16 protein-coding genes and 1 tRNA gene are annotated in these 14,128 nt (G+C 72.0%); 8 read left to right on the top strand and 9 right to left on the bottom strand.

Features of this window, described 5'->3' with window-relative positions; all coding sequences use genetic code 11:
• Window positions 1–77: 77 nt before the first annotated feature.
• Complete coding sequence (locus AB0I79_RS12515) at window positions 78–623, top strand: hypothetical protein (protein WP_357870961.1); 546 nt, start codon at window positions 78–80, stop codon at window positions 621–623.
• On the opposite strand, the gene AB0I79_RS12510 is transcribed toward AB0I79_RS12515, so the two are convergent.
• On the bottom strand, window positions 620–1,123 hold the full coding sequence (locus tag AB0I79_RS12510) for a DinB family protein (RefSeq protein WP_357870958.1): 504 nt from the start codon (window positions 1,121–1,123) through the stop codon (window positions 620–622). The genes AB0I79_RS12515 and AB0I79_RS12510 overlap by 4 nt on opposite strands.
• Window positions 1,124–1,191: 68 nt before the next feature.
• On the opposite strand from AB0I79_RS12510, the gene AB0I79_RS12505 reads away from it, so the two are divergent.
• Both AB0I79_RS12505 and AB0I79_RS12500 read left to right on the top strand, forming a co-directional pair.
• On the top strand, window positions 1,192–1,545 hold the full coding sequence (locus AB0I79_RS12505) for a hypothetical protein (protein ID WP_357870955.1): 354 nt from the start codon (window positions 1,192–1,194) through the stop codon (window positions 1,543–1,545).
• Between the two features lie 79 nt (window positions 1,546–1,624).
• On the top strand, window positions 1,625–2,296 hold the full coding sequence (locus AB0I79_RS12500) for a DUF6766 family protein (RefSeq protein WP_357870952.1): 672 nt from the start codon (window positions 1,625–1,627) through the stop codon (window positions 2,294–2,296).
• On the opposite strand, the gene AB0I79_RS12495 is transcribed toward AB0I79_RS12500, so the two are convergent.
• Window positions 2,269–3,069, bottom strand: coding sequence for a pyridoxal-phosphate dependent enzyme (locus AB0I79_RS12495; RefSeq protein ID WP_357870950.1), 801 nt, complete (start codon window positions 3,067–3,069; stop codon window positions 2,269–2,271). The two genes, AB0I79_RS12500 and AB0I79_RS12495, sit on opposite strands and share 28 nt — an antisense overlap.
• A gap of 43 nt (window positions 3,070–3,112) precedes the next feature.
• Here AB0I79_RS12495 and galK point away from each other — a divergent pair, with 43 nt between their 5' ends.
• Entirely contained in the window at window positions 3,113–4,228 is a 1,116-nt protein-coding gene (gene galK / locus AB0I79_RS12490) for a galactokinase (protein WP_357870947.1), read from the top strand.
• A 3-nt stretch (window positions 4,229–4,231) separates the two neighbouring features.
• On the opposite strand, the gene AB0I79_RS12485 is transcribed toward galK, so the two are convergent.
• Window positions 4,232–5,017, bottom strand: coding sequence for an enoyl-CoA hydratase-related protein (locus AB0I79_RS12485; RefSeq protein ID WP_357870944.1), 786 nt, complete (start codon window positions 5,015–5,017; stop codon window positions 4,232–4,234).
• A gap of 42 nt (window positions 5,018–5,059) precedes the next feature.
• Between AB0I79_RS12485 and AB0I79_RS12480 the strand changes: the two genes are divergently transcribed.
• Window positions 5,060–5,824, top strand: a complete 765-nt coding sequence (locus AB0I79_RS12480; RefSeq protein ID WP_357870941.1) for a tyrosine-protein phosphatase — start codon at window positions 5,060–5,062, stop codon at window positions 5,822–5,824.
• Here the strand turns inward: AB0I79_RS12480 and AB0I79_RS12475 are convergent.
• The 3 genes from AB0I79_RS12475 to AB0I79_RS12465 all read right to left on the bottom strand — a co-directional run bounded on the left by AB0I79_RS12475 (window position 5,732) and on the right by AB0I79_RS12465 (window position 8,045).
• A complete protein-coding gene (locus AB0I79_RS12475; RefSeq protein WP_357870938.1) occupies window positions 5,732–6,874 on the bottom strand; it encodes a nitric oxide synthase oxygenase in 1,143 nt (380 codons plus the stop codon). The two genes, AB0I79_RS12480 and AB0I79_RS12475, sit on opposite strands and share 93 nt — an antisense overlap.
• A gap of 238 nt (window positions 6,875–7,112) precedes the next feature.
• Complete coding sequence (locus tag AB0I79_RS12470) at window positions 7,113–7,532, bottom strand: hypothetical protein (protein WP_357870935.1); 420 nt, start codon at window positions 7,530–7,532, stop codon at window positions 7,113–7,115.
• A gap of 441 nt (window positions 7,533–7,973) precedes the next feature.
• Window positions 7,974–8,045, bottom strand: a tRNA-Asn gene (locus AB0I79_RS12465).
• A 127-nt stretch (window positions 8,046–8,172) separates the two neighbouring features.
• Here AB0I79_RS12465 and AB0I79_RS12460 point away from each other — a divergent pair.
• Window positions 8,173–8,490 (top strand): YtxH domain-containing protein, encoded by a 318-nt coding sequence (locus tag AB0I79_RS12460; protein ID WP_357870932.1) that lies wholly within the window; start codon window positions 8,173–8,175, stop codon window positions 8,488–8,490.
• Window positions 8,491–8,623: 133 nt separating this feature from the next.
• Here the strand turns inward: AB0I79_RS12460 and AB0I79_RS12455 are convergent, their stop codons facing one another.
• From AB0I79_RS12455 to AB0I79_RS12445, 3 genes are read right to left on the bottom strand one after another with little or no spacing between them, the layout of a single operon-like run.
• A complete protein-coding gene (locus AB0I79_RS12455; protein ID WP_357870929.1) occupies window positions 8,624–9,097 on the bottom strand; it encodes a hypothetical protein in 474 nt (157 codons plus the stop codon).
• Window positions 9,094–10,368, bottom strand: a complete 1,275-nt coding sequence (locus tag AB0I79_RS12450; RefSeq protein ID WP_357870926.1) for a hypothetical protein — start codon at window positions 10,366–10,368, stop codon at window positions 9,094–9,096. Before AB0I79_RS12450 ends, AB0I79_RS12455 begins: the two co-directional genes overlap by 4 nt.
• A gap of 32 nt (window positions 10,369–10,400) precedes the next feature.
• The gene (locus AB0I79_RS12445) at window positions 10,401–10,559 is read right to left on the bottom strand and encodes a hypothetical protein (RefSeq protein WP_357870923.1); all 159 of its coding nucleotides are present in this window, start codon (window positions 10,557–10,559) and stop codon (window positions 10,401–10,403) included.
• A 176-nt stretch (window positions 10,560–10,735) separates the two neighbouring features.
• On the opposite strand from AB0I79_RS12445, the gene AB0I79_RS12440 reads away from it, so the two are divergent.
• On the top strand, window positions 10,736–11,902 hold the full coding sequence (locus tag AB0I79_RS12440) for a hypothetical protein (protein WP_357870920.1): 1,167 nt from the start codon (window positions 10,736–10,738) through the stop codon (window positions 11,900–11,902).
• Between the two features lie 224 nt (window positions 11,903–12,126).
• A complete protein-coding gene (locus AB0I79_RS12435) occupies window positions 12,127–14,106 on the top strand; it encodes a tetratricopeptide repeat protein (protein WP_357870917.1) in 1,980 nt (659 codons plus the stop codon).
• Window positions 14,107–14,128: the final 22 nt, after the last annotated feature.

Genomic DNA, 14,128 nt, shown 5'->3' with positions numbered 1-14,128 from the left:
GTCACCGGCGTCACAGCGCATTCCGAGATCTTGGGTCCGTCCGCGGAAGGGTCGGCGAGCGCCGTAGCGTAGGGGGCATGGGCAAGGCGTTCTGGATCGATCAGGAGTTCGACAGAGACCGTGACGGGCGCTATGCCGTACACGTGCGCAAGAACCTCGACGAGTTCGAGTGGGGCGACATCGCGCCCGTGCGGTTCGCCTGCACGGCGTGGGAGCTGGCCACGCCCCCGTCGCTGACCCCGGGCTTCGTCCGGTGGGACCGGCGCATCCTGGAGGCGAGCTGTCACCGCAACACCTGGGACGGCACCCTCTACGCGCGGGTCAGGATCGCCTCCCCGCTGCCGGAGGAGCTGCGGCGTTCGCGGGCCTGGTGGCGCGACCGCGGGTGGCTGGGCTGGCAGGAGACCTTCGGCCAGTACGTCGAGCCGACCCAGCAGGACCTGGCCCGGCTGCCGTTCCTGCGGGCCTCGCTGCTGGTCGAGGCGCCGCTGCCGCTCGACGACCTGCCGCCAGAGCCCGAGGGCCCGCACATGGAGGTCGAGCAGAGCGCGCACCGCGCGGTGGCCGTGCTGGCCCGTGAGCTCAACGCCCTGGTGGCGCCGGTGCTCGACCAGTTCGGTTAGAAGCCCGTCGCCCCGTCGATCAGCTCGCGCAGGATGTCGAGGTGGCCGTTGTGGCGGGCGGTCTCCTCGGTCATGTGGCCGATGACCCACCTGAGCGTGAGGTGGTTCCCCTTGCTGTCGGCGCCCTTGGAGCGCTCGTCCAGCGCGATGTCCGCGATGAGCTCGTCCACCCTGCGGCTCTGCGCCTGGTACTCCGCCACGACCTGGGCCAGCGGGAGCGCCAGCGACGCGGTGAACTCGGTGTCGGGGTCCTCGTCGGTCCACGGCCCGCGGTCCTCGCCGCCGAGGAACATCACCTCGAACCAGTAGTGCTCGTTCCACCGCAGGTGGTTCACCAGGCCGGAGACGGTCATGAGCGGGGAGGTCGCCAGCGGCGCCCGCCTGGCGTCCTCGTCGCTCAGGCCCTCGCACTTGGCCACGACGGTCGCGCGCGCGTAGTCGAGAAAGGTGATCAGCGTGCTGCGCTCGTCCCAGGAGGTGGGCGTGTCTGTCCTCTGCATCGGACCAGCATGCCTGATTCTTCTGTGGGTAGCAGGGGCTCATGAGGATGGCGCTCATCGTGCTGACGATGGCTCTGACTACTGTCGGTTGCGCCGTGGACACGGCTTCCCCCGCGCGCGCGGCCCAGCGCTTCCACGCCGCGCTCTCCGCGCACCAGGAGGAGGCGGCGTGCGCGATGCTGGCCCGCAAGACCGCCGACAAGCTCCCCGACCCCGGCCAGAGCTGCGCCGACGCGCTGCGCGAGCTGCGGCTCGGCCCCGGCGGGCAGGTCACGTCGGTGGCCGTGTGGGGCGAGGACGCCCAGGTACGGCTCGCTGGCGACACGCTCTTCCTGCACCGCTTCAGCGACGGCTGGCGGATCAGGGCCGCGGGCTGTGAGCCGATGGGCGACCTGCCCTACGACTGCGAGGTGGACGACTGATGCGGGTGATGTTCACGCTGACCACTCTGGTGATCGTGGTCGGCCTGGCCTGGTTCTTCGCCCTGGGGTGGTCGAAACTGTGAGATGGCTGAAGGAGAACTCGCTGTCGCTGGCGTTCCTGATCATGTTCCTGCTGGCGGTGGGCGGGCAGGCCGTGGCGGGGATGTTGCAGTACAACGACCAGCAGGTGGCCAACGGTGCCGAGCCTGTCTCCCTGCCGCAGTACGTGGCCTCGTCCGCGTTCGCGGTGAACGTGGCGGAGAACTGGCAGTCGGAGTACCTGCAGTTCTTCCTGTTCATCATGCTCACCGTCTGGCTCGTCCAGAAGGGCTCCCCCGAGTCCAAGGAGCCGCACAAGGCCGGCGCCGAGTCCGACGAGGACCAGCAGATCGGGCAGTACGCCGACGCCGACTCCCCCGCCTGGGCCAGGGTCAAGGGGCTCAGGCTGTGGCTGTTCAGCAACTCGCTCGGGCTGGTGATGGGGACGATCTTCCTGCTGTCGTGGCTGGCGCAGTCGGTGGCGGGGCAGGCGGCGTACAACGCCGAGCGGCTCGGCGACCTGCGGGATCCGGTGTCGTGGGGCGCGTACGTCACCTCGCCGGAGTTCTGGGACCGCAGCCTGCAGAACTGGCAGTCGGAGCTGCTGGCCGTGCTGTCGATGGTGGTGCTGTCGATCTACCTGCGCCAGCGCGGATCACCCGAGTCGAAGCCGGTGGGGGCGGCTCACACGTCCACCGGTGTCGAGGGCTGACCGGTGACGACGGCCACGACGCGGGTGCCGGGCGCGAAGGCGCCCCGGCGGGCGAGGTCGAGGATCCCGTAGAGCATCTTCGCCACGTAGATCCGCTCCACCCCGTGCTCGGCGGCGAAGCGCTCCAGGGCGGGGGTCGATCGGGCGTACCCGCCGAAGTGGTAGTCCAGGTTGATCGCCCAGTTGGGCCACGTGCGACCGTACGCCTCCCGCTGCAACCTGGCCACCTCCCCCTCCAGGAACCCGGCCCCCTTCAGCACCGCGAACCCGAGCGCCCGCTTCCCCTCCGGCAGGCCCGCCGAGATCCCCGCCAGCGTCCCCCCGGTGCCCACGGGACAGCAGATGACGTCGTAGTCCTCCGCGATCTCCCCGGGCAGCTCCGCGCAGCCCCGCACGGCCGCCGCGTTGCTGCCGCCCTCGGGCAGGATCACCACGTCGTCGCCCCAGCGCGCCCGCAGCCCCGCCAGCACCTGCTCGGTGTGCTTGAGCCGGTAGGAGGCCCGGTCGAGGTAGGTGAGGGTCATGCCGCAGGCCGCCGCGCGGGCCAGCGTGGGGTTGAGCGGGAGGTGCTCCTCGCCGCGGATGACCCCGATCGTCTCGATGCCGTGTCGCGCCCCGGCCTCGGCCACGGCCCTGATGAGATTGGAGTGGGCGCCGCCGAACGTCAGCAGGCGGGGATGGCCCAGGTTGTGCTTGAGCTTGCGCGGCTTGTTGTCGTCGTGCAACAGGAACACCCGGACCTGACCGAGCCCTGGACTCAGGAGCTCCTCCATGGCGCTAGTCTACGGTCGGGCCTTTGTTGAGGAGTGTTCGGTTATGCGCGTTGTTGAAGCTTTTCGTGCCGCCTTCGGCGCGTCCCCTCAGACCGTCTGGCATGCTCCCGGCAGGGTCAACCTGATCGGCGAGCACACCGACTACAACGACGGCTTCGTGCTGCCGTTCGCGGTGCCGTGGGGCGTGACCGCCGCCCTCACGCCGCGCGACGACGACACGATCCGTCTCCTCTCCCTCCAGTCCGACTCGGGCCGGCCGGTCACCCTGGCGAGCCGCGAGGAGTCCCAGGGCTGGACCCGTTACGTCGTCGGCGTCCTGGCCATGCTCGGCGACCGGGTGCGGGGCGCCGACATCGCGATCGACGGCGACGTGCCCTCGGGCGCGGGCCTGAGCTCCAGCGCGGCCCTCGAGGTGTCGGTCGCCTCGGCGCTCAACGACGTGCACGCCCTCGGCATGACGCCGATGGAGCTGGCCCTGCTCGGCCAGAAGGCCGAGAACGACTTCGTCGGCATGCCCTGCGGCATCATGGACCAGGCCGCCTCGGCTCTCTGCGAGGAGGGCCACGTGCTCTTCCTCGACTGCCGCTCGCTCGGCTCCCGCAACATCCCCCTCGACCTGGCCTCCCACGGCCTGAGCATGCTGATCATCGACACGCAGGTGCACCACGAGCACGCCGGCGGCGAGTACGCCAAGCGCCGCGCCGAATGCGAGTCGGCGGCCCGCAAGCTCGGCGTCGCCGCCCTGCGCGACGTCACCGACCTGGCGGGCGCGCTCGCGCAGCTCCAGGGCGACGAGCGCAAGCGCGTGGAGCACGTCGTCACGGAGAACCACCGCGTGGAGGCCCTCGTCGGCCTGCTCCGCGCGGGCGCCGTCACGGAGATCGGCGCCCTGCTGAACGCCTCCCACCTGTCGCTGCGCGACCTGTACGAGGTGTCGTCACCCGAGCTCGACGTGGCCGTGGAGGCCGCGCTCAAGGGCGGGGCCCGCGGCGCCCGCATGACGGGCGGCGGCTTCGGCGGCTCGGCGATCGCGCTGGTGCCGCTGGAGCGCCTCGACAGCGTCAAGGAGTCGGTGTCGAACGCCTACGCCGAGCGCGGTTTCAAGGCCCCCCGCTTCCTCCCGGCCACGGCGGCCCGCGGCGCCCACCGCGTCTCCTGACCCTCACGGGAGGGGCGGGAAGTTCGGCGGGCGGCGCTCCAGGAAGCTGGCGACGCCCTCCGCGAAGTCGGGCCGCCCGAACGAGGCGAGCATCTCCTGCGTGGCGGTCTTGGCCGACTCCTCCAGCGTGGCGTCCCAGTCGTGCCACACCTGCCGCTTGATGATCGCCATGGACGCCGGCGAGCTGTGGGCCGCCAGCTCGCCGGCGTACTCCTGCGCCTCGCGCAGCAGCCTCTCCCCCGGCACGGCGCGGTTGGCCAGCCCCAGCTCGCACGCCTCCCGCCCGGTGAACACCCGCCCCGACAGCAGGACGTCCATGGCCCGCTGCTGCCCCATGATGCGCGGCAGCACCCAGGAGAGCCCGTACTCGGCGATCAGCCCGCGGCGCGCGAAGGCCGTCGTCCACTTGGCCTCCTCGGCCGTGAAGACGAGGTCGCAGACGAGCGCGTGCACCATGCCGAGCCCCGCGCAGGCCCCGTTGACCGCGGCGATGATCGGCTTGCCGATGGTCGTGGGGAAGGTGTTGGGCCGCGGGTCGGGCACCTCGTCGTACGAGCCGCTCTGGATGGCGTTCAGCGTCTTGAAGTCGGCCCCGGAGCAGAACCCCCTGCCCGCGCCCGTGACCACCACGGCACGCACGTCGGGATTCCGCTCGGCCTCCGCCAGCAGGTCGAAGTAGCGCCGCCCCATGGCACCGGTCCACGCGTTGAGCGTGTCGGGCCGGTTGAAGGTCAGGGTGAGCACGCCCTGGTCGTCGAGAGTCGAGAGCACGAGGTCCACCATGCCCATAACAGAACCATGTTCTAGGCGGGGAAGGCAAGGATGGAGGGCGTGGAACGAGACCTGGCCTGGGACGGCTGCCACAACGTCCGCGACCTGGGCGGCCTGCGAGCCGCCGGCGGCAGGCTCACCCGCTGGGGAGCGGTGGTGCGCTCCGACACGCCCGACCGGCTCACCGCGAGCGGATGGGCGGCGGCAGCGGCCCACGGCGTACGGACCATCGTGGACCTGCGCATCCCCGGCGAGCACCGCGCCGAACCCGGCCACCGCCCGCCCGGGATGACCGTCGTCAGCCTGCCGCTGGACAGCCGCGACGACCCCGAGCACGGCCGCTACAACGGCACGCCCTTCTACCTGCGTCACCACCTCGAGAGCCGGCCCGACCGCAGCGCGCGGGTGCTGCGCGCCATCGCGCAGGCGCCTCCCGGCGGGGTGCTCGTGCACTGCGTGGCCGGCCGCGACCGCACGGGCCTGATCTGCCTCCTGCTGCTCGCGCTGGCCGGGGCCGCGCCCGAGGACATCCTGGCCGACTACGAGCGCTCCGCGACCCGCCTGAGCGTCCTGTACGCCCTCCTGGGGGAGCCGGACGACGGCCTGCGCGTGCGCGCCCGCCTGGACGCCGCCGGCACCACGACCGCCGCGGTGGTCACCGAGCTGCTGGCGGGCCTGGACGTCGAGGAGCGCCTGAGGGCGGGCGGCCTGACGGCGGCCGAGCTGGACGCGCTACGCGAGCGCCTGACGGTGATGGACGAAGGCGGGGGTCAGGACGCTGGTGTCGTAGTAGCGGTGGAAGACGGGCGTGGCGCTGCCGGATAGCGGCGGCACGATCCACGACCAGTCCGCCGGGCAGACCCGCCCGGCCTTCTCCTCCTTCGACAGGTGGGTCAGGAAGCGGCGCGACTCCGTGTGGTGGTCGGTCATCGTGACCCCCGCCCGCTCGAACGAGTACAGCACCGCCACGTTCAGCTCCACCAGCGCGTGGTCGCGCCACAGGGAGCGCTCGGTGGAGGTGTCCAGGCCGAGTCGCTGCGCCACCACCGGGAGCTGGTCGTACCTGTCGGCGTCCGCGAGGTTGCGGGCGCCGATCTCGGTGCCCATGTACCAGCCGTTGAAGGGCGCGCAGGGGTAGCAGATGCCGCCGATCTCCAGGCACATGTCCGAGATGGCCGGTACGGCGTGCCAGCGCAGCCCCAGCTCCTCGAACCACGCGTAGTCGGGATGCGCCAGCGGCACCTCCAGCACGGCGTCCCCCGGCACGTTGCACAGCAGCCGGTCGCCGAACGCCGGCTGGATGACCAGCGGCAGCACGTCGAACCGCCCGCCCCGGCCCCGCCAGCCCAGCGCCGTGGCGGTCTCCGTGAGCGCGACGTTGCGCGGATCCCCCACGACGCCGTCCGGTGTGCGGTACCCGGCGTAGCGGATGAGCTGGTCGTTCAGCAGCCGGGGGCCGCGCAGCGCGGGCGTGTCGGGGGGCAGCACGGTGACGGTGGGCCTGATCTTGCCGTTCCCGGTGGCCTCGCGCAGGTGGGCCACGCATTCGACGGCGACCCCCTCGGCCGTGCTCACCTGCCTGCGGTCGCGTACCTTCAGCGAGCGCCAGTACAGCCGCCCGATGCACCGGCTGCTGTTGCGCCAGGCCACCCGGGCCCCGAACTCGAGCTCCTCGTACGTGTGCACGTAGGTCCCGTAGCGGGCCACGTCCCTGGCGATGTCGCGCAGGCGCGCGTGCAGCCCTCCCGCCGAGGGGTTCTCGGCGTGGTAGAGCCTGATGAAGCGCTCGGCCTCACGCAGGTCGGTGGTGCGCTCGAGCACCGACTGGGCGGCGAGCACGTCGAAGGGGCGAAGGTTCCTGATCCAGGTACGCACGCGGCAACCAGCACTTCTCCGTCATCGGAGCGCCCCGCCGATTCCGGGTCGGCGGCACGTCCTGGTGATGGCGCCCTCTCCTCGCCATCGACGACTTCCCGCGGCTCCGGCCCGAGGGACCGGCCCTCCCATTTTCCGTACCACGCCCCGCTTTGTCCGCCGAACCCGAAAACGTGTCACCATCGCGCTACACGGCGTGAACCGCGCCCCCGGACGACTCCGGGGACGCGGACCTTGCCTACTTGCTCCAGACGCAGGTGAGATGGATGACGCGGCTGTGGTGCCGGTGCTTGCCCGCGTGCCTCTTCTTCACCGCCTCACGAGGCAGCTTCTTCGCCGGGACGCTGATCGACAGCCGGTCCTCGGGCACGACCGTCACGCCGTCCTCGACGACGGTCTCGGCGAGCTCGGGCTCGATGTACCTCTCCTCGATGAGCTCGGCCACCTGGGCCCTGGAGAGCTTCACGACCTTGCCGTCGCTCATCCAGCACGTCAGCCTGCCGCCGTGGAACCCCGGCCCCTCGTGCGCGCCGAGCGCGACCTCGCCGGTCCTGCCGTGCACCCTGACCGGGCCGTCGTCGGCCAGCGCCGACCCTGCCATGACACCGAGCCCGAGCACTGCGGACGTGACGACGATCGCGAGACGTCGCTGCAACATGGGAACTCCCTCCCCGAGACGATTCGACAGTCCCGAGGGTCGCCCTCTGCGCCTGAAGTGAGCCTGAAGAGCGCCGAAGCCGCCTTCAGGTGCGCGCGATCAGACCGTCAGACGAATCGGGCGCTGGCGCACACGGCCGGGGTTCCGCCGAGGCCGGGCGCCTTCGCGCAGGCCTTGTACCCGTACTTGTGGATGGATCGGTGAGCGTCGGTGCAGGTCGTGTTGCTGATCATCTTCCGCCAGGTGGCGTTCGCCGGTGCGACCGAGTTCCAGTAGCTCGCCGCCGATGCGGGCGTGGTGCTCAGCAGAAGCCGGTATGCCGCAGGTATGGCGCGGGGGCAGGCAGGCGCGACACAACACCTGCACTCCCGGAACGACTCAGGCCCTCCCACCTGTTACCGGTGGAAGGGCCTGAGCTGCCAGCCTCTTGCTCGGAAGCAGCTCCCGCGATAGGACTCGAACCTATAACCTGCCGGTTAACAGCCGGCTGCTCTGCCGTTGAGCTACGCGGGATCGAACTGTTTGCGCACTTCGCCGGGGCCCTCCGGCCCCTTCGCTGCGCGCAGGAATAGATTAGCGCACTCCGGGAGTGCGTGTCGCATCGCGAGCGGGGTAGGCCCGGAGACAGCGGAGGTGCAAAATGCGTTATCGGATGACATTCGCTGTTGGTCTGGCCGTCGGCTACGTGCTCGGCAGCCGGGCGGGACGCGAACGGTACGAGCAGATCAAGCGGACGGCGCAGCGTGTCGCCGACAATCCCCGGGTGCAGGAAGCGGCCGGGGTGGTCGGGGCGCAGGCTTCGAAGTTCGCGGGGATGGCCAGATCGAGGGTGGGGGGCACGCTGCAGCAGCGGATCCCGTTCCTCCACTCCGACGGGCACCAGCCCGAGACCGGCACCGGCTGGCCCGATGAGGACGTCGCGGACCAGAAGGCCCGGGAGAGCGGCATCCCCTACTGATCGATCGACGCACACGCTGGAGCGGCATGGGCGTGACATGCCTCACACCCCCGCACGCCTGAGACCCGGGCCCATGCCGCTCACGGCCCGCCGACCTCGCCGATTCCGCCGAGCTCGCCGGGACCGGGGCTGCTCAGACGCCCATGCTCCGCCGCACGCCCTCCAGGGCTTGCTCGGCCTGCGCGCGCAGGCCCGGGTCCGCAGGGTCGAGCCCCTCGTCGAAGACGAACGTCCAGCCGAGCACCTCGCCGCCGGGCCGGCGCCGCGCCACCAGCCGCACCCCGCCCCTGCCGGGCAGGCTGACGTGCTTGTTCACCACGATCGTGGAGTTGACCCGCTCCCGCACGGTCTCGGGCAGCATGCGCGGCTCGGAGATCCGCTCGAAGTGCCGGACGCCGTCCGTGGTGAGCACCCGCACCCCCTCCTCGTCCCACGACGCCCTGTCGATCTCCTCGTACGGCACCCGGGTCCCGTCGGACAGGTAGAGCGCGAGGTTCGTGGCCACCACATGACCGTCGTCGCCCTGGGCGAAGGTCAGCACCCGCTCCCCCCGCTCGGTGTCGAGGGACTTGCGCACATCGGCGGGCAGGCGGCGGAAGATGCTCATTCCCCTACGTTATCGGCGAGCAGATCCAGGGTGAGCGCCGCGCTCCAGGAGAAGTCCCGGCAGCCCCGCCCGCTCCCGTCGAACGGGTCGAAACACTCGCGGAAGCCGGCCTGGCGGACGAGCCGCAGGGTGCCGTTGGTGAGCTGCTGGCCGAGCTGGTCGAGCGAGTGCACGGCGGCGGCGCGGCGCAGCAACCAGTTGGTGTTCACCCAGGAGGGGCCGCGCCAGTAGCGCGTACGGTCGAACTGGGAGGCGCGGATCTCGGTGCTGGGCACGGGATAGCCGGTCGCCCCCATGAACCTGGCTGACTCCAGCACCTCCACCGCGGCCTGCAGGCGGTCGGCGGGCAGCCCCGGGTCCAGCAGCGGCCCGAACGCGCCGACCGTGCACACCCGGATGAGCCGCCCGGCCCGCAGGTCCCTGGCGTAGAAGCAGCCGTCCCACAGCCGGTCGAGCATGGCCTGCCTGAGGCGTTCCGCGTGCTCGGCGTGGGGCACGGGATCCGCGCCCGCCAGCGGCGCCAGCTCGGCCATGGCCTGGCACGAGGCCAGCCAGATCCCGTTGAACATCGGGTCCTCGATCGCGAACGGATGCTCGTCGCGCAGGTAGCCGGGGCTGTATCCGGCGTCGCGGTAACGCATCGCCAGCCAGACGTAGCGGTCGTGGTCGCTGTCCGGGTGGCGCTCGTCCATCTCGACGTTGCGGTAGCCGTACCTGATCGCGGGCAGCGCGTCGAGGGGGGCGTCCCAGACCGGGCTGTCGTCCATGCCCGACTCCCAGGGGTGCACGATCGCGGCCAGCCCCGCGCCGCCGAGGTCGCGCGCGGTGGCGAGGTACTCGTGCTGGGCGGCGAGTGCCGGGTACGCCTTCCTGACGAACTCGGCGTCGCCGGTGTGCCGGTAGAGCCACCACAGCGCCAGCCCGTGCAGCGGCGGCGCGGTGAGACCCGAGGTGAGCACGTTCGGCGCGGCGTCGTGCTCCTGCGACCGCCAGACGGACGGCCCGGGGAAGTACGCCTCACGCGTGTGGAAGACGATGTGCGGCACCATCCCGGTCGCCCACTGCCCCCGCAGCAGGCTGAGCAGCTCGTCGCGGGCCCGGTCCGGCCGATGCCTGGCCAGGCCGATGACGACGAACGCGGAGTCCCAGCTCCACTGGTGGGGATAGAGCCCTGGCGCGGGCACGGTGCCGGTGCCCGTCCAGTTCGCCTCGAGCACGGCCAGCGCCTCACGCCCGAGCGCGGCATCGTCTACCGCGGGCCGCGCCTCCATCACCCAACTATGACTGGGGATCTGTCAGGAAGCTATGTCCTCTTGAGCAACTTCGACAGGAACATGACGCCGAACACCACGGCGCCGATGACGAGCCCCCACTTGAGCAGCGTGAGGGCGAAGCCCACGAGGGGGCCGAGCAGCACGAGCGCGGCGATGACGGCCGCGACGATCAGAAGTATCCGTCCCATGCATGCAACGCTAAGAGATCGTTAAGTGGTTTGCAGGCGGCCCAGGGTTCAATCAGGGACAAGTCAGGGGTCCCCCGAGCTAAAGGAACTAAAGACCGCGAACCCTCCGTTGGGCGGGTATAACGGGGGCATCGGGGGGCCTCTTCACGGGGAGCGTGATGAGCCTGGGACCACCAATGAGCAGGGAAGGCGCAGAGCATGCGCTTCGCGCCCGCGCTGACGAGCGCGACCGCATCTCCGGCGACCTGCTCGACCTCGAATCCCATACCACCTACCAGCTGATCAAGGGCGCGTCCTTACGGGGGGCCACCGAGCGCCGCTGGGCCGCGGCGCAGGAGGCGCTGACGGCGCTGTGGTCGCTGAACGACGCCTACCGCGCGGTGCTGCGCGAGGCCGAGCAGGTCAGGGCCGCCCGCGCGCGGCTGGGCGCCGACCAGCTCGCCCGGCTCACCGAGCTGCTGGGAGGCGCGTCCGTGGTGGTGCGCGCCGCGGCCAAGCCCGTCGAGCAGCGCTCGCTGCTCCCGCAGGCCGACGAGCGGCTGACGCTGGACGAGGCCGTGAACCGGATGGACACCGCCTTCCGCGAGGTCACCGGGGCGCTCAACGACATCGACGCCGTGTGGGGCTCCGTGCTGCCCCGCCTCGACGACGCCGAGGCCGACCTGCGCAGGATCAGGGAGCTGGAGCACGAGCTGGGCGAGGCCGCCGACCTGGCCGGCCAGGAGGCCGAGCTGCGGCGGATCCGCGCCGCGGTGGTCGAGGATCCGCTGGGCCCGCCCGTCGAGCAGGACCTCGACCGGCTGGCCCGCCTGCTGGCCGGCGCTCGCGCGGAGGTGGAGCTGGCGCTCGTGGTCAAGGGCGAGTACGCCAGGCGCCGCGAGAACCTGGTGGCCGAGCTCGACCGGGTGCGGGCGGCCGAGAGCGAGGCCAGGCTGGCGCACGGCGCGGTCGTCGTGAAGATCGCCCTGCCGCCGCAGGCGCAGCCGCGCAGCAGGGTCGAGGGGCTGGCCGGCGCGCTGGACGCGCTCGACGTCTCCGCCGACGCCTGGGTGCAGCGCGCCAAGCGGCTGGCCACCCTGGAGGAGAACGCCCGCAAGGCCGCCGAGCAGGCGCTGGCCACGGCGAAGGCGCTGTACGGGCTGGTCGGCCGGCGCGACGAGCTGCGCGGCCGGCTCGACGCCTGCCAGGCGATGGCGGTGCGCAAGGGGCTGGCCGAGGACCCGGCCGCCATGGAGCTGTACGAGCGGGCGCGCGCGTTGTTGTGGAGCGCGCCCTGCGACCTGACGAGGGCGGCCACGGCCGTCGAGAACTTCCAGCGCGCGATCTCCGGAGGTAAGCGATGACCCGATGCGCGCAGCCCGGCTGCACGGGGACGATCGAGGAGGGCTACTGCGACCTCTGCGGCCACGCGGCGGTCTCACCGCCCGTCCCCGCCACGACGCCTTCCGCGCCGTCGCCGGCGCCGTCGTCCGCACCGTCTTCCGCACCGTCTTCCGCACCGTCTTCAGCGCCCTCTTCCGGGGCGTTCTCCGGCCCCGTGCCGACCCGGCCCGTGGGCAGCAGACCGATGAGCGGCCCGGTCAGCAGCGGCAGGTCGCGGGCCGGCGTGCTGGCCACCGTCGCCGACCTGCCCTCGGTCCCCTACCGCGACCCGGCCACCGCCGTCATGGCCGACCCCGAGGTGCCCGAGGGCAAGCGGCACTGCGCCAACCCGGCGTGCGCCAAGCCTGTCGGCCGCTCCCGCGACGGGCGTCCGGGGCTGACGGACGGGTTCTGCCCGCACTGCCGCACGCAGTTCTCCTTCACCCCCAAGCTGGACAAGGGCGACCTGGTGGCCGGCCAGTACCGCGTGCTGGGCTGCCTGGCGCACGGCGGGCTCGGCTGGATCTACCTGGCCTCCGACGAGAACCTCGACGGCCGCTGGGTGGTACTCAAGGGCCTGCTCAACACCATGGACCCCGAGGCGATCGCGGCGGCGGAGGCCGAGCGCAAGTTCCTCACCACGCTCGACCACCCGAACATCGTCAAGATCCACAACTTCCAGCGCTCGGCCGGCCACGGCTACATCGTCATGGAGTACGTCGGCGGCCAGTCGCTGCACGAGCTGCGCCGCCAGGGCCCGCTGCCGCTGCGCGAGGCCCTCCTGTACGGCAGGGAGATCCTGCACGCGTTCGCCTACATGCACGAGAACCAGAAGGTCTACTGCGACCTCAAGCCGGCCAACGTGATCCGGGTCGGCAAGCGGCTCAAGCTCATCGACATGGGCGCGGTGCAGCCGTTCGGCTCGCCGGTGGGCTCGTCGTGGGGCACGGTCGGCTACCACGCCCCCGAGCTGGACACGATGCCGTCCTCGGTGAACACCGACCTCTACACCGTGGCCAGGACGCTGGCGGCGCTGGCGATCCCCGGATGGAGCCCGGCCAAGGGTGGCGTGGCCAACCCGCTGCCGGTCGACTGCGGGCACCCGTCGTTCACCCGGCTGCTGCACAAGGCGGCCGCGGTCAACCCGGCCGACCGGTTCCAGAGCGCCGAGGAGATGGAGGAGCAGCTCGTCGGCGTGCTGCGGGAGGTCAGCGCGCTGGAGGACGGGGTGCCGTACCCGGCGCTCTCGGCGCTGTTCGGGCCGGAGCGCAGGGCGGTCGGGACGGCGCTGGCGGAGTCGGACGAGGAGGTGTTCGGGCCGCTCGACCCGGCGGCGGTGGCGCGGGCGCTGCCGGTGCCGCTGGTGGACCCGGCCGACCCCGCGGCGGGCTCGCTGGCGGGGCTGATCGGGCGCGACGGCAAGGAGCTGATCGACCAGCTCGCCGCGATGCCCCCGACCCCCGAGACCAGGCTCATGCGGGTCAGGCTGCTGGCCGAGTCCGGCGCGGCCGAGACGACCACCGCGCTGGACGAGCTGGACCGCGAGCTGCCCGGCGACTGGCGGGTCACCTGGTACCGCGGGGTGCTGGCACTGTCCACCGGGCAGGCGGACCAGGCGGTTCAGCGGTTCGACGCGTGCCTGTCGGCGCTGCCCGGCGAGACCGCGCCCAAGCTGGCGCTGGCGTTCGCGCTGGAGTGCGCGGGCAGGCCGGCGGCCTCCTGGTACGAGCTGGTCTGGCGCACCGACCGGACCTTTGTCAGCGCGGCGTTCGGGCTGGCCAGGTCGGGCCGGATGGGCGTGCTGGACGAGGTGCCCGCCACGTCGGTCCACCGGGTGGCGGCGCAGGTCGCGCTGGCGGCCTCGGTGGTGCGGCGGCCCGATCTGGGCGCCGCGAAACCGGCCGACCTGGTGGGCGCGGTCGAGCGGGTGTCGAACCAGGCCGACCTCGACCCGCGCCGCCGCGACCTGCTCGTCGCCGAGGTGCTGGGCGGGGCGCTGGCCTGGCTGGAGAGCAACCCGCCGCCCAAGGACGTGCGGCTGGCCGACGCGCCGTTCACCGAGACGGGGCTGCGCAGGCGGCTGGAGTCCCTCTTCCGCAAGCTGGCGCTGGCGGCGGACTCCCGCAGCGAACGCCACGCGCTGATCGACAGGGCGAACGCCGTGCGACCGAGGACGTGGTTGTGACCGGAGGCGGCGCTGTGACCGG

It is taken from the genome of Nonomuraea sp. NPDC050202, assembly GCF_040656115.1.
In the GTDB taxonomy this organism is placed as follows: Bacteria; Actinomycetota; Actinomycetes; order Streptosporangiales; family Streptosporangiaceae; genus Nonomuraea.
The sequence above is the reverse complement of the archived record's forward strand: the minus strand, read 5'-3'. Positions and strand labels throughout refer to the sequence as shown.

Coding starts and splice junctions, on each gene's coding strand:
- AB0I79_RS12515 (WP_357870961.1), top strand. CDS start 78: ATGGGCAAGGCGTTCTGGATCGATCAGGAGTTCGACAGAGACCGTGAC.
- AB0I79_RS12510 (WP_357870958.1), bottom strand. CDS start 1,123: ATGCAGAGGACAGACACGCCCACCTCCTGGGACGAGCGCAGCACGCTG.
- AB0I79_RS12505 (WP_357870955.1), top strand. CDS start 1,192: ATGGCTCTGACTACTGTCGGTTGCGCCGTGGACACGGCTTCCCCCGCG.
- AB0I79_RS12495 (WP_357870950.1), bottom strand. CDS start 3,069: ATGGAGGAGCTCCTGAGTCCAGGGCTCGGTCAGGTCCGGGTGTTCCTG.
- galK (WP_357870947.1), top strand. CDS start 3,113: ATGCGCGTTGTTGAAGCTTTTCGTGCCGCCTTCGGCGCGTCCCCTCAG.
- AB0I79_RS12485 (WP_357870944.1), bottom strand. CDS start 5,017: ATGGGCATGGTGGACCTCGTGCTCTCGACTCTCGACGACCAGGGCGTG.
- AB0I79_RS12470 (WP_357870935.1), bottom strand. CDS start 7,532: ATGTTGCAGCGACGTCTCGCGATCGTCGTCACGTCCGCAGTGCTCGGG.
- AB0I79_RS12460 (WP_357870932.1), top strand. CDS start 8,173: ATGCGTTATCGGATGACATTCGCTGTTGGTCTGGCCGTCGGCTACGTG.
- AB0I79_RS12455 (WP_357870929.1), bottom strand. CDS start 9,097: ATGAGCATCTTCCGCCGCCTGCCCGCCGATGTGCGCAAGTCCCTCGAC.
- AB0I79_RS12450 (WP_357870926.1), bottom strand. CDS start 10,368: ATGGAGGCGCGGCCCGCGGTAGACGATGCCGCGCTCGGGCGTGAGGCG.
- AB0I79_RS12445 (WP_357870923.1), bottom strand. CDS start 10,559: ATGGGACGGATACTTCTGATCGTCGCGGCCGTCATCGCCGCGCTCGTG.
- AB0I79_RS12440 (WP_357870920.1), top strand. CDS start 10,736: ATGAGCAGGGAAGGCGCAGAGCATGCGCTTCGCGCCCGCGCTGACGAG.
- AB0I79_RS12435 (WP_357870917.1), top strand. CDS start 12,127: ATGAGCGGCCCGGTCAGCAGCGGCAGGTCGCGGGCCGGCGTGCTGGCC.